Source organism: Terribium retamae, from assembly GCF_022347545.1.
GTDB lineage: Bacteria > Pseudomonadota > Alphaproteobacteria > Rhizobiales > Rhizobiaceae > Mesorhizobium > Mesorhizobium retamae.
In genome coordinates this window covers 147,898-161,422 of sequence record NZ_JAKREW010000010.1, presented here as the reverse complement: position 1 = coordinate 161,422, position 13,525 = coordinate 147,898, and the positions used below count along the sequence as shown (strand labels likewise).

Annotated in this window: 13 protein-coding genes; 7 read left to right on the top strand and 6 right to left on the bottom strand. The window is 63.0% G+C overall.

Going from position 1 to position 13,525, the window contains the following annotated elements:
- The 6 genes from L4923_RS13295 to L4923_RS13270 form a co-directional block, all read right to left on the bottom strand.
- Positions 1 to 417, bottom strand: a 417-nt coding sequence (locus L4923_RS13295) for a biotin/lipoyl-containing protein (protein ID WP_239365716.1), incomplete at its 3' end; no start/stop codon positions are given.
- 2 nt (positions 418 to 419) lie between these two features.
- Complete coding sequence (locus L4923_RS13290; protein ID WP_239365713.1) at positions 420 to 1,418, bottom strand: alpha-ketoacid dehydrogenase subunit beta; 999 nt, start codon at positions 1,416 to 1,418, stop codon at positions 420 to 422.
- A complete protein-coding gene (locus L4923_RS13285; RefSeq protein ID WP_239365711.1) occupies positions 1,418 to 2,452 on the bottom strand; it encodes a thiamine pyrophosphate-dependent dehydrogenase E1 component subunit alpha in 1,035 nt (344 codons plus the stop codon). The genes L4923_RS13290 and L4923_RS13285 overlap by 1 nt, the downstream gene beginning before the upstream one ends.
- 12 nt (positions 2,453 to 2,464) lie before the next feature.
- The gene (locus L4923_RS13280; RefSeq protein WP_239365708.1) at positions 2,465 to 3,784 is read right to left on the bottom strand and encodes an NAD(P)H-dependent oxidoreductase; all 1,320 of its coding nucleotides are present in this window, start codon (positions 3,782 to 3,784) and stop codon (positions 2,465 to 2,467) included.
- A 231-nt stretch (positions 3,785 to 4,015) separates the two neighbouring features.
- Entirely contained in the window at positions 4,016 to 5,047 is a 1,032-nt protein-coding gene (locus L4923_RS13275; RefSeq protein WP_239365706.1) for a DmpA family aminopeptidase, read from the bottom strand.
- A complete protein-coding gene (locus tag L4923_RS13270; protein WP_239365705.1) occupies positions 5,047 to 5,373 on the bottom strand; it encodes a hypothetical protein in 327 nt (108 codons plus the stop codon). The genes L4923_RS13275 and L4923_RS13270 overlap by 1 nt, the downstream gene beginning before the upstream one ends.
- On the opposite strand from L4923_RS13270, the gene L4923_RS13265 reads away from it, so the two are divergent.
- From L4923_RS13265 to L4923_RS13235, 7 genes are all read left to right on the top strand, one after another.
- On the top strand, positions 5,321 to 6,352 hold the full coding sequence (locus L4923_RS13265) for a substrate-binding domain-containing protein (protein WP_239365704.1): 1,032 nt from the start codon (positions 5,321 to 5,323) through the stop codon (positions 6,350 to 6,352). The two genes, L4923_RS13270 and L4923_RS13265, sit on opposite strands and share 53 nt — an antisense overlap.
- A gap of 78 nt (positions 6,353 to 6,430) precedes the next feature.
- Complete coding sequence (locus L4923_RS13260) at positions 6,431 to 7,969, top strand: sugar ABC transporter ATP-binding protein (RefSeq protein WP_239365703.1); 1,539 nt, start codon at positions 6,431 to 6,433, stop codon at positions 7,967 to 7,969.
- 16 nt (positions 7,970 to 7,985) lie between these two features.
- Entirely contained in the window at positions 7,986 to 8,969 is a 984-nt protein-coding gene (locus L4923_RS13255; protein ID WP_144378377.1) for an ABC transporter permease, read from the top strand.
- 5 nt (positions 8,970 to 8,974) lie between these two features.
- On the top strand, positions 8,975 to 9,955 hold the full coding sequence (locus tag L4923_RS13250; RefSeq protein ID WP_239365702.1) for a sugar-binding transcriptional regulator: 981 nt from the start codon (positions 8,975 to 8,977) through the stop codon (positions 9,953 to 9,955).
- The gene (locus L4923_RS13245; protein ID WP_239365701.1) at positions 9,952 to 10,947 is read left to right on the top strand and encodes an aldo/keto reductase; all 996 of its coding nucleotides are present in this window, start codon (positions 9,952 to 9,954) and stop codon (positions 10,945 to 10,947) included. The genes L4923_RS13250 and L4923_RS13245 overlap by 4 nt, the downstream gene beginning before the upstream one ends.
- Positions 10,948 to 10,965: 18 nt before the next feature.
- The gene (locus L4923_RS13240) at positions 10,966 to 12,684 is read left to right on the top strand and encodes a glycerol-3-phosphate dehydrogenase/oxidase (RefSeq protein ID WP_239365700.1); all 1,719 of its coding nucleotides are present in this window, start codon (positions 10,966 to 10,968) and stop codon (positions 12,682 to 12,684) included.
- Positions 12,675 to 13,514: a class I fructose-bisphosphate aldolase gene (locus tag L4923_RS13235; protein WP_239365698.1), complete on the top strand. Its 840-nt coding sequence runs from the start codon at positions 12,675 to 12,677 to the stop codon at positions 13,512 to 13,514. The genes L4923_RS13240 and L4923_RS13235 overlap by 10 nt, the downstream gene beginning before the upstream one ends.
- Positions 13,515 to 13,525 lie beyond the last annotated feature (11 nt).

Genomic DNA, 13,525 nt, shown 5'->3' with positions numbered 1-13,525 from the left:
CGCCAAGGGCGTGGCGCGGACCGCGCCGGCCATCGCAGGCGTCTCCTGCACGGCGAGCGCGGTCTGCGCGGCCTTGTCCTGGGAGGAGGACATTGGTGTTTCAGCCATGCCATTCGCAGCAGGCTGCGGTTCGGCGGATGCAGAGTCGACCGGTGCGGCAGGCGCGGCGACATCCTCGCCCTCGGCGTAGATCCACGCTACGGGTGCGCCGACGGGAATGTCGACGCCTTCCTTGCCGGTGATGTTGCGCAGCGTGCCCGAAGCCGGCGCGTCGATCTCCATCGCCGCCTTGTCGGTCTCGATCTCGAACAGCACATCGCCCTGCTTGACGCTGGCGCCTTCTTCGAAGAACCAACGCGAGATCTGCCCGGTCGCCATGTCCATGTCGACCTTGGGAAGGATGACTTCGACCGGCATCGTCAGCGCTTCCCCTTGGCCAGGTCGCGCGCGGCCGCGATGATGTCCGGCACCTGCGGCACCGTGGCCTTTTCAAGATCGGGGTTGTACGGGATCGGGATCTCGGCACCGCCAAGCCGCACGATCGGCGCATCCAGATAATCGAAGGCGTCGCTCTCGGCGACGGCGGCACTGACTTCGGCGCCGATGCCCAGCGTCTTCACCGCCTCGTAGACGCACAGCAGCCGCGAGGTCTTCTTGACGCTGTCGATGATGGTCTGCTTGTCCATCGGACGGACCGTGCGAAGGTCGATGACCTCGATGTCGATGCCTTCTGCCTGCAGTGCGGCAGCCGCTTCGAGCGCCTTGTGCACCATAATCGAGGTGGCAACGATGGTGAGATCGCGGCCCTGGCGACGAATGTCGGCCTTGCCGATCGGCACGGTGTAATGGCCTTCCGGTACCGGGCCCTTCATCTTGTAAAGCAGCTTGTGCTCGAAGATCATGACCGGATCCGGGTCGGCGACGGCTGCCAGCAACATGCCCTTCACGTCATGCGGGGTCGCCGGCTGGATCACCTTCAGGCCGGGCACATGGCCAAGCCAGGCTTCCAGGCTCTGGCTGTGCTGCGCGGCAGCACCGGTGCCGGAACCGGCCGGGAAGCGCATCACGACTGGAACCGAAACCTCGCCACCCAGCATGAAGCGCATCTTGGCAGCCTGGTTGACGATCTGCTCCATGGCGAGCGTAGCGAAATCAGAGAACTGGAATTCGAAGATCGGACGCATGCCCGTCAGGGCGGCACCAACGGCAACACCTGCGCCGCCCAGCTCCGAGATCGGCGTGTCCATGACGCGCTCGGAACCGAAACGCTCGACCAGATCGCCGGTGACCTGGAAGGCGCCGCCATAGACGCCGATGTCTTCGCCCATCAGGAAGACGCGTTCATCCTGTTCCATGGCAATCGCCATGGCTTCCTGGATGGCCTGGGCGTAACTCAGTTCACGCACTGCGACGTCCATCACGCAACCTCCGTATAGACGTAATTCTCAAGGTCGCGGATTTCCGGGCTCGGGCTGTCCTTGGCGAACTCGATGCCATCGGCGATTTCTTTCTTCACCGCCTCGCGCACAGCCTCGATACCGGCGTCGTCGATGATGCCGAATTCCTTCAGTTCGGCCTCGAACAGCGCGATCGGATCGCGGTTGGTCATCCAATCCTCGATCTCCTCCTTGGTGCGATAGCGGTTGCGATCGCTCTTGGAGTGGCCACGGTAGCGATAGGTCTTGGATTCGATCAGCGTCGGACCTTCGCCTGCGCGGGCACGCTCCACGGCCGCTTCGGCAGCCTCCGCCACTTCGGAGAAATTGTTGCCGTCGACGATGACGCCAGGCATCGCATAGGCGCTGGCCCGGTCGGCGATGTTCTTCACCGCCGTCGAACGCTCGGTCGAGGTGGACATGCCGTAGCCGTTGTTTTCGCACACGAAGATCACCGGCAACCTCCAGACGGCAGCCATGTTGAGCGCCTCGTGGAAGGCGCCCTCATTGTTGGCGCCGTCGCCGAAGAAGGAGACGGCAACCTTGCCGTTCTTGAGCTTCTTGGCAGCCAGGGCAGCACCGACCGCAATCGGGATGCCGCCGGCTACGATGCCGTTGGCGCCGAGATTGCCCTTGGTGACGTCGGCGATGTGCATGGAACCGCCACGGCCCTTGCAGTAACCGGTGGTCTTGCCGAAGAACTCGGCGAACATGCGCTTCACGTCGGCGCCCTTGGCGATGCAGTGGCCATGGCCGCGATGGGTGGAGGTGATCTGGTCCTGGTCGGTGAGCGGCATGCAGATGCCCATGGCGCTCGCTTCCTGGCCGATGGACAGATGCATGGTGCCGTGGATCAGGCCGCGCATATAAGCGTCTTCGGCGCCTTCCTCGAAGCGGCGGATCAAGTACATCTTGTGCAACACGTCACGCAGCTGCTCGGCCGTGTATTTGCGGAAGGCAAATGGCAGGTTGGGTTGCGCCGCGTCGCTGTTGGCGGCTTTCCTGGCGGTGGCCATGATGATGCTTCCTCAGTTGCCGTAGACGAGCTTGTCCTGCCGGGCGCGCAGCTCGGCGATCTTGGAGCCGGGTGCCGGAGCGGCATTGGCATAAGTGATCAATTCGCCCTTCTTGATCGGCGCGGTCACCGAACCGCCCTGCAGCAGGCCGCACGGGATGGCCTTGGCGGCGCGTGCCTCCGGCGCGGTCATGATCCAGGCGCGGTAGCAGTATTCGCCGATGGCATCGAGCTTGTCGCCTGGTTGCATGTCCTTCTTGGCGACAGCGCAGACTTCGGCGACAGGCTTGGCGAGCGGCACCATATCGGCCTTGCCGTAGAGCACGACGCGGGCGCAGGTGAGCGGCACCTCCAGCGAAGTCAGATGATAGGGCCGATGGAAGGTGAAATACGGGCCCTTGCCCATCTTCAGGTCTTCCATGCGCTCCGAAACGCGTGGATGCGACATGTCGGCGACGACGAAGACGCCGGGCGCGACGCCCTTGCCGATCGAATAGTCGACGACGCCAACCTTGGAGAGGACGCCGCCGTCCTTTTCAGGGATCAGCACCTTGTTCAGCTCACCGAGCGTGGCGGCCGGGCCGTGCATGCCGGCCTTGTCGGGCACGAGGCCGGTGGCATTGGCGATGGCCGCCATCTCGACCATGGTCTTGGAGCCGTCGACGAACTCGACCAGCATGCGCACATTCATGTGGCGGCGGGCCGCCTCTTCCTCATAGGCGGGAGGCGTGGCGTCGATGTTGAGCGGATTGTTCTTGCCCTTGCCGGCGGCAACGATGGGGTGGCCCATCGCCGAGACGAATTCGATCAGCTCCATGCAGGAGGACGGCTCATCGCCGGCCCCGAGCGAATAGGTGACGCCGAGGCGATCGGCCTCGCTCTTCAGGTAGGCGCCGATGGTGACGTCGGCTTCGACATTCATCATGACGAGGTGCTTGCCGTGCTCCATGGCGCGAAGGCCGATCTCGGCGCCGACAGCCGGAACGCCGGTGGCATCGATGACCACGTCGATCAGGTCGTTGTTGATGATGAGGTCGGCGTCGTTGGTCACAGCAACCTTGCCGGCTTCCATGGCCTCGGTCATGGCCGAAGCGTTCGACACTTCCTTTGAATGGCCACCTTCCTGAAAGGCGATGTCGACAGCCTTGTGGGCGTTGGGAATATTCAATTCGGAGATCGCACCGATCTCGATACCGGACATGTGCGCGACGCGTGTGACGATGTCGGTGCCCATCTCGCCCGCCCCGATCAGGCCGATGCGGATCGGCTTTCCGGACTTGCCGCGCTCCTCCAGATCACGGGCAAGGCCCGTCAACGCAATATTGGAAGCCATAGCAGTCACTCCTCCCACATGCAGGCTATTCTGATGCCTGACGGGTATTGAACATATGTATTTCTGTCAAGACTAATGTCCACAACTTCGGCGCCAGCCGAGGGTTTGTGACGACGAGGACTGGCGGCACAAAGCTGCGCTCTTCGACGGGTTCGCCCGCGCGAAGACTGCCTCACGTTTCAATATATGTGCAGAACAGCGCTCGATTCCTCCCTTGCAGGAGGACGACGCTCAGATGTTGGCCTGGAGGCAGTCAGCCAGAGATAGTCGGCGTGCACCGGCTCGGCCTTCGAAAGCAGGCGAGGTCAGCATGGAATTCAACACCGCCTCCTGGGTTACGTCCACGGCAGCCTGAAACAGCAGATCGATGCGCGACTCATTCAGCACCCGGATCGGGACGAGACCGTGCCGCTCGTCATGGTCGATCGGATCGGCCGTCGAGAAAGCAATGGCGATGTCGCCGCTGCCATGGCCCCAGAATGCGCCGACCCTGCCAATCCCGGCGCCTGCGCGGCGAGCGACACGTCTCAACTGCCGGTGCTCAAGGGGCACATCCGTGGCCAGCACGACGATCACCGATCCGCTCTCGGCTTCGGACGGCCGACGGGCATCGGGACGACGACCGTCGGGCAGCACAAGATCGCCCGCCCTGCCAAAGTTGGCGAGCACGAGTGCGCCGAGATGATAATCGTGACCATCGAGCACGATGCGCCGCGACGCGGTACCGATGCCGCCCTTGAAGCCGAAGCAGGTCATGCCCGTCCCGGCGCCGACGCTGCCTTGCTCGAACGGCCCCTCGCCGGCCGCTTCGATCGCGGCCAGCGCATGCGCTTCACTGACCGCCAGCGCCTGAATGTCGTTGAGCGGGCCGTCATTGCATTCGGCAACCAGCGGATTGACGGTACCGGTACGACGACCGATATCCGGATTCTGCCGGATCGCTTGCCGGATCAAGGCGGTTGCGCAGGTGCCCACCGAAAGCGTGTTGGTCAAAAGCACCGGCGTCTCGATGGTGCCGAGTTCATCGAGCTGGACCAACCCGACGGTCTTGCCGAAGCCGTTGACCACCTCGGAGGCTGCCCTCACCTTGCTGCGGAAAAGATTGCCTCCATGCGGTAGGATGGCGGTAACGCCGGTGTTGATGTCGCCATCGCGCAGCGTGACATGGCCGACCCGGACACCGGGAACATCGGTGATGGCATTCAACATGCCGGAAGGCAGCGAACCGCACGTCAAACCGAAATCCTTGATGCCGTTGGTCATCACCACTCCTCGAAAGCTCTTGCCGGGTCGGGCACCGCCCCGCCAGTTGCCAGAAGCCGTCCGGTTTGCGCAAGTGACAGGAGGCTCATTCCTGGTCGTACAACCAATCTATATGAAATATATTTCAGAATATGAATTTTATTGACAGCATCGTCATGTGATGCAATGATCCAGTTGCCGGCTTCGGGAGGAAGTCCGGCTGCAATCAATCCATGAAACGGCGCAAAAGCGCCGCGACGGTTCTTGAGAATGGCTTCGGCCAAGGGAGGAAACTTGCGCAAATTTCTGAGCACGCTCGCCATCGCGGCAGCGGCGTCGACCTTCATGAGTTCGGCTCCGGCGCTCGCTGAAACCGCCAATCCGTTCAAATGCCAGCCCGGCGAAAAATACGTCATGAACGTCATGGTCTCCGGCGTCGAATACTGGTTCCCGGTCTATGAGATGTTCAAGCAGGCCGGCCAGCAATTCGGCTGTGAAACTGCTTATACCGGCACGCCGGAATATGATGTGAACAAGCAGATCGCCAGCTTCGACCAGGCGCTCGCACAGAAACCGGCCGGCATCCTGGTCCATCCGATGAATTCCGATCCGTTCATCGAGCCGATCAACCGTGCCATCGAACAGGGCACCGCGGTCGTGACCTTCGCGGCCGACTCGCCGAATTCCAAGCGCGTCTCCTACATTACCTCCGACAATGTCGCCGAGGGCACCTATGCCGCCGACGCCGTCGCGGAATCGATGGGCGGCAAGGGCGAATATGCCGTGCTGGAGAACCCCGGCCAGGACAACCATGACAAGCGCGTGGCGGCTTTCGTCGCCCGCATGGAAGCCAAGTGGCCCGACATGAAACTCGTCGGCCGCGCCGCTTCCAACCAGGATCCGACCAAGGCCTATCAGGCGGTGCTCAGCCTCGCCCAGGCGCATCCCGACCTCGGTGCGGTCTTCATGCCGGAAGCCAATTCGGCGATCGGCGCGGCACAGGCGGCCAAGGAAGGCGGCGGCAAGATCAAGGTCATGCTGGCGGACGTCAACGCTAAGATCCTCGACATGATCAAGGCCGGCGAGATCTTCGGTTCGGTCAACCCCAACCAGGGCATGCAGGGCTATATGGGCTTCATGCTGCTCTGGCTGGCCAAGCACCCCGAGTTGATCGACCCGATGAACGACGCCAAGCGCGCCGGCACCAACGCCATGAAGGTGCCGTTCGTCGACAATGGCTTCTCGATCGTAACCAAGGACAACGCCGACGATTTCTATTGGGACAAATATCTCAAGCGGCGTGGCACCAAGGGCATCGAAGAGTAAGCTTCAGCCCGAACAGCAACTGGCCGGAAGGGACAGTCCCTTCCGGCACCTTTTCAGCCCCTTTCGCAGGAGCATGGCGTGACCGACGCGCCCGTCCTTCAGATCCGCAACCTTTCCAAGGCGTTCGGCCCGGTCAAGGCGCTGAGCGGCGTCCAGCTTGAGTTGCGGCGCGGCGAAGTGCATGCGCTGTGCGGCGAGAACGGCGCCGGCAAGTCGACGCTGATGAACATGATCGGCGGCGTGCTGCAGCCCGACGAAGGCGAAATCCTGATCGACGGCCAGCCGGTAACCGTGACTTCACCGGCGACGGCACAGAAGCTCGGCATCGCACTGGTGCACCAGGAGATCGCGCTCTGCCAGGACGCGACGGTGGCTGAAAACATCTGCATGGCGGCGATCAACGCCCGCCGCGCCCCGCTGATGAATTACGGCGAAGTCTACGCGCAGGCCGAGAAGGCGATGAAACAGCTCGCGCCCATTCCCGTTCGCACCAAGGTCGCCGACCTTTCCATTTCCAGCCAGCAACTGGTCGAGATCGCCAAGGCGCTCACGCTCGACTGCAAGGTGCTGATCCTCGACGAGCCGACGGCAGCCCTGACCGAAACCGAGGCCCAGCGGCTGTTTTCCATCGTGCGCGACCTGAAGGTGCGCGGCATCTCCGTGATCTATATCAGCCACCGCATGGCCGAGATTTTCTCCCTATGCGACCGTGTCACCGTCTTCCGCGACGGGCGCTATGTCGCGACGGAGGCCATCGCGTCGACCTCGCCCGACGACGTCGTGCGCAAGATGGTCGGACGCGAGATCACCCAGCTTTATCCCGACAAGCTCGCCTCGGACGCCGCATCCGGCCGGACCTTGCTGTCCGTCAACGACCTGTCCGACGGCAGCCGCTTCGCCAATGTCGACCTCGACCTGAAGGCCGGCGAAATCCTTGGCATCGGCGGCCTCATCGGCGCTGGCCGCAGCGAAATCGCGCAAACCATCTGCGGCCTGCGGCAGGCGAGCTCCGGCAGCGTCGCGCTCGACGGCAAGCCACTCACAATCCGCAGCTATGCCGACGCCGTGCAGGCCGGCCTCGTCTACCTTTCGGAAGACCGCAAGGGCTCGGGCGTGTTCCTCGACCTCTCGATCGCTGCCAATGTCTCGGCACTAGACCTTGGCAAGCTCACCGGCCGTTTCGGCCTGCTCGACCGCCGCGCGGAGGCCGATCAGGCGGCCAGCCTCGCCAAGCGCCTCGGCGTGCGCATGGCGGGCATCGATGCGCCGGTCTCGACGCTTTCCGGCGGCAACCAGCAGAAGGTGGCGATCGCCAAGCAGCTGTCGGTTTCGCCCAAGGTTATCATCATGGATGAGCCGACGCGCGGCATCGACGTCGGTGCCAAGGTCGAAATCCACCGACTGCTACGCGACCTCGCCAACCAGGGCGTCGGCATCATCGTCATTTCCTCCGAACTGCCGGAACTCATCGGCCTGTGCGACCGCGTCCTGGTCGTGCGGGAGGGCGCGATCGCCGGCGAGCTCGGCGCTGGCCAGCTCGACGAGGAAGCCATCATCATGCTGGCCTCCGGTGTGCAGCCGACACCAGCACATCAAGGACAGGTGAACCATGTCTAGAGCGGGAGAAACCGTCATGCATGCCGACATCAAGGCCACGGGCCCGAGCCGCTCCAGCTTCGCCCGGCTTGCCTCGATGCGCGAGGCCGGCCTGATCGTAATCATCCTGGCGCTGTGCATTGCCATGAGCTTCGCCTCGCCTCACTTCCTGACCTGGGGCAACTTCCGCGCCATGCTGATGAGCTTCTCGATCGAAGGCATCGTCGTGGTCGGCATGACCATCCTGCTCATCGTCGGCGGCATCGACCTGTCCGTGGGCTCGGTGGTCTGCTTCTCGATGGTGGTTTCCGGCGCTCTTTTCCTGATGGGACTGGACCCGTGGACAGCCAGCCTGATTGGCATCGCGGTCAGCGCGCTGATCGGCGCTGTGATGGGTTTCTTCGTCACTGTTGTCGGACTGAACCATTTCATCACCTCGCTAGCGGCGATGGTGATCGTGCGCGGACTGTGCCTGGTCATCACCAAGGGCACGCCGCTGTCGCTGTTCACGCTGCCGCCGGAATTCAAGGCAATCGGCCAAGGCAGCTTCCAGGGCATCCCCTATGTCATCATTATCTTCGTGGTCGTGGTGGCGATCTTCGACTTCCTGCTCCGGCGCGCCACCGCCTTCCGCAAAGTGTTCTACACCGGCTCCAACGAGAAGGCGGCGCAGTTCTCCGGCATCAAGACCAACCAGGTGAAGTTCTGGGTGACGGTGCTGTGCGCCACGCTCTCAGGCGTCGCCGGCGTCATCTATATGGCGCGCTTCGGCGCCGCGACGCCGACCTTCGGCGCCGGCATGGAACTCAACATCATCGCGGCGGCGGTCATCGGCGGCGCTTCGCTGAAAGGCGGCTCGGGCACGATCTTCGGCGCCATCCTCGGCATCGCGCTGCTGTCGGTGGTGACCAGCTCGCTGATCCTGCTCGACATCTCGGTCTACTGGCAGGACATGATCAAGGGCTGCATCCTGCTGGCGGCGGTCTCCGCCGACCATTTCCTGCATGCCAAGAAGTCGTAAGAACCATGGCACCTCCAAGCACACGCGACGACATCTCGACCGTGCGCCAGATGCACCAGGCGCTCGTCCTCCACTACATGGAGGGCAAGACGCAGGCCGAGATCGCCAAGGAACTCGGCATTTCGCATGCGACGGTGAACCGCTTGATCAAGCGCGGCCATCAGCTCGGCCTCGTCGAGATCAAGATCAAATCGCCGATCGACCATCTGGTCGACCTCGAAACACGGCTGGTGGGGCTTGGCGGCATCGAACGGGCGGTGGTCGTACCGACGGTTTCGGACAACCCACAGACGGCATTGCAGCGCGTCGGCGAAGCGGCGGCCAATCTGCTGCTCGAAACAATCAAGGATGGCGATACCATCTCGATCACCGGCGGCAAGGGCGTCAGCGCGCTGGTCGCCGGCCTCAAACCCGGCCGCAGCTATGATGTCGAGGTCATCCCGGCAACCGGGTTGGTGCAGGGCAAGCATTACACTGACGTCAATCACGTCGCTTCGCTGATGGCCGACAAGCTTGGCGGCCGCGCCTACCAGATTCACGCCCCGCTTTTCGCCGATACGCCGGAACAGCGTGAAATGCTGATGGGCGTGCGGGCCGTGGCGGATGTATTTCGCCGGGCGCGCGAGGCTACCATTGCTGTGGTCGGCGTTGGCTCGATCCTGACCGACGACTCCTCCTATTATGACCTGCACCCCTCCTCGAGCGCGGACCGCCAGGCCATCGAGCGTTCAGGCGCCTCGGGTGAACTTTTGGCGCATCTGATCGACCGCGACGGCAGGGTCAGCGACTACACGTTGAATCGTTCGCTGGTGTCGCTGACGCTCGATGAATTCGCCACCATCCCACGCTCGATCGGCATCGCCAGCGGCCCGAGCAAGGTCGCGCCGATCCTTTCCGCCATGCGCGGCAACCACCTCGACATCATCGTCACCGACGAGGCCACCGGCCTCGGCATCCTCGACCTCGCCGAAAGAGAAGCAGCATGAACTCCAGTCAAATGCAGCGCGCCATCGGCGCATCCGGCATCCAGGCATCCGCCGTCGGTCTCGGCACCTGGGCGATCGGCGGCTGGATGTGGGGCGGCACCGACGAGCAGGCCTCCATCCGCGCCATCGAAGCCTCGATCGAGGCCGGACTCAGCCTCATCGATACGGCACCGGCTTACGGCCTCGGCCGCAGCGAGGAAATCGTCGGCAAAGCGATCAAGGGCAAACGCGACAAGGTCGTGATCGCCACGAAATGCGGCCTGAACTGGCATTCCGGCAAGGGCAACCATTTCTTCGATCAGGATGGCAAGCCGGTGCACCGCTATCTCGGCGCCGACGGCATCGCCTATGAAGTGGAACAGAGCCTGAAACGGCTCGGCACCGAGCACATCGACCTCTACATCACGCATTGGCAGGATCCGACCACCCCGATCGCGGAAACGGTGGCCGCGCTGGAGAAATTGAAGGCGGCCGGCAAGATCCGTGCGATCGGCGCCAGCAACGTCAATGCCGAAGAGCTGAAGCAATATGTCGCTGCCGGGCAGCTCGATGCCATTCAGGAACGCTATTCGATGATAGACCGCGAGATTGAAGGCACGCTGCTGCCGATCACGCAGAGTAACAATGTGGCTACGCTCAGCTATTCTTCGCTGGCGCTTGGCCTGCTCACCGGCTCGATCGATCCTGGCCGCGCCTTCTCCGGCGATGATCAGCGCAAGGACAATCCGCGCTTCTCGGCATCCAACCGGCATAAAGTAACTGCACTGAAGCAGACGATCCAGCCGATCGCGGACCAGCACAAAGCGTCGATGGCGCAGATCGTCATCGCCTGGACGCTGGCGCAGCCGGGGATCACCTTCGCGCTGTGCGGCGCGCGCAATCCCGAACAGGCGCTCGACAATGCCCGCGCGGGCGAAATCAGGCTCGGTTCTGGGGAACTGGCCGCCATAGACAAAGCGATAGCCTCGCATCTGACCCAGTTGGATGCCTGATTAGCGAGACATTCTGCCATGAAGCGCAATGAAACACTCGCCGCGCTGCGAGAGCGGCCGGATATTGCCGTGCTGGTGATCGGCGGCGGCATCAACGGCATCAGCGTCTTCCGCGAATTGGCCCTGCAGGGCGTCGACGTTCTGCTGGCCGAAAAGGGCGACTATTGCAGTGGCGCCAGTGCCGCGCTGTCGCGCATGGTGCATGGTGGGCTTCGTTACTTGGAGAATGGCGAATTCAAGCTGGTGAAAGAATCGCTGCTCGAGCGCGACCGGCTGCTGCGCAACGCTCCTCACTATGTCGCGCCACTACCCACCACCGTGCCGATCTTCGACACCTTCTCCGGCATCGCCAATGGCGCGGTGCGCTTCCTCGGCCTCACCCGGCGTCCCAGCCGGCGCGGCGCGATCGTCATCAAGGCCGGATTGACGCTCTACGACGTCTTCACGGCCTCGCGACGGCTGATGCCGGTACACAAGTTCCGCGGCGCCAGGAAGACATTGGAGACCTGGCCGGCGATCAATCCGGCGACGCGCAGCTCGGCGACCTATTACGACGCCTGGGTGAGCCGGCCGGAACGGCTGGGCCTTGAAATGCTGAACGATGCGATAGCCGCCTCCCCTGCGGCACATGCACTCAACTATGCGCAAGTCGGCTCCACCGCCGAGGGTCTGATACTGACCGACATCATCTCCGGCGAAACAGTGCAGGTACGCCCACACTTGATCATCAACGCCACCGGCGGCTGGATCGACCTCACCAACAGGTCGATCGGTGCGTCCGCGCCAACCATGATGGGCGGCACCAAAGGCTCGCACATCATTGTCGACAGCGAGGAACTGCACGACGCGCTCGCCGGCCAGATGATCTATTACGAGAATGAAGACGGGCGCATCTGCATCCTGTTCCCCTATCTCGGCAGGGTGCTGATCGGATCGACGGACATCCGCGTCGACGACCCCGACCAGGTGCGATGCGAGGATGATGAGCTGGCGTACATCCTGCAGTCCCTGGCCTTCGTGTTTCCATCGATCAAAATAGCAGAAGAACAAATCGTCTTCCGCTTCTCCGGCGTGCGCCCTCTGCCTGCGAGCCAGGACAGCTTCACCGGGCGCATCCCGCGCGACCATTTCTGCGAATTCGTGGAGCCCAACGGCAAGGTGCCGGCGACGCTATGCATGATCGGCGGCAAATGGACCACTTTCCGTTCCTTTGGTGCGCTCGCCGCCGACATGGCGCTGGAGCGATTGGGCCTAACGCGTGAAGTTGGAACCGAGGACCTGGCTATCGGCGGCGGCCGCGATTTCCCGGCAGATCCTGAGAAATGGTGCGCGGCCATGGCGTCCGAATACAGGATCAGCAAGGCACGCGCAAAGACGCTTCTTGAGCGCTACGGCAGTTTAGCTCGCGCCGTCACCGATGAAATCTCCAGGACCGCTGACGTCATGCTGCCGGGCTACGGCTATAGTCAGAACGAGATCCGGCTTATCGTCGAGCGTGAGCAGGTCGAGACATTGGCCGACATCTTCCTGCGCCGTACCACCATCGCCATCACTGGCGGCCTGACGAATGAACTCGTCGACGCGGTGCTCGCCATCCTCGCTGCTCACAAAGCGTGGAATGCAAAGCAGGCTGCGCGAGAGCGCGCTGCGTTCGTCGCCCTGCTCAAGCATCAGCACGGCGTCGACCTTTCCGATCCCTCCGAGACAGACAACAAAAGGAGCGCGATATGCGCGTGAACAAAAAAGTCCGCATGAACAGGCTATTCGGCAACGGCCGTTGCCTCGACGTCGCCATCGACCATGGCGTGTGCAACGAACCGAGCTTCCTGGTCGGGCTGGAGGACATGGGCGGCGTGGTGGACAAACTGGTCAAGGCCGGGCCCGATGCCATCCAGATGAACTATGGCCAAGCTGATCTGCTGCAGGATGTTCCCGGCAAGGACAAGCCGGCGCTGGTCATGCGCCTCGACATGGGCAACCCCTATAACAGGATCCGCCATCGTGCGATGTGGGCGGTGCTGCAGAACGAGGCGGAGCCGCTGATCGGCGCCATCGAGATGGACGCGGCCTGCGTGGTGGTGAACCTCTTCATGCTGCCCGACGAGCCGGATCTCTTCAAGCAATGCGTGCAGAACATTTCTCGCGTGCGCGCCGACTGCGAGAAATACGGCATGCCGCTGATGATCGAGCCGCTGGCCATGCTGCCGGTGGAACAGGGCGGCTACATGGTGGACGGCGATGCCGAGAAGATCGTGACGCTGACACGCCTGGCGCGAGAAATGGGCGCCGACGTGGTCAAGGCCGACCCGACCACGCGGGCGGAAGACTTCCATCGTGTCGTCGAGGCGGCGCGCTGCCCAGTGCTGGTACGCGGCGGCGGCAAGGAAGACCTGCGCGCCGTGTTCGACAAGTCGGCGGCGCTGATGGCGCAGGGTGCGCTCGGCATGGTCTACGGCCGCAACATCTATCAGCACGCCAATCCGAGCGCCGTGGTACGCGGCCTGATGGCGATCATCCATGACAACGCGGATGGCGCTAGGGCCTGGGACCTGTACAACCAGGCGTAAGGGAGGCTTGG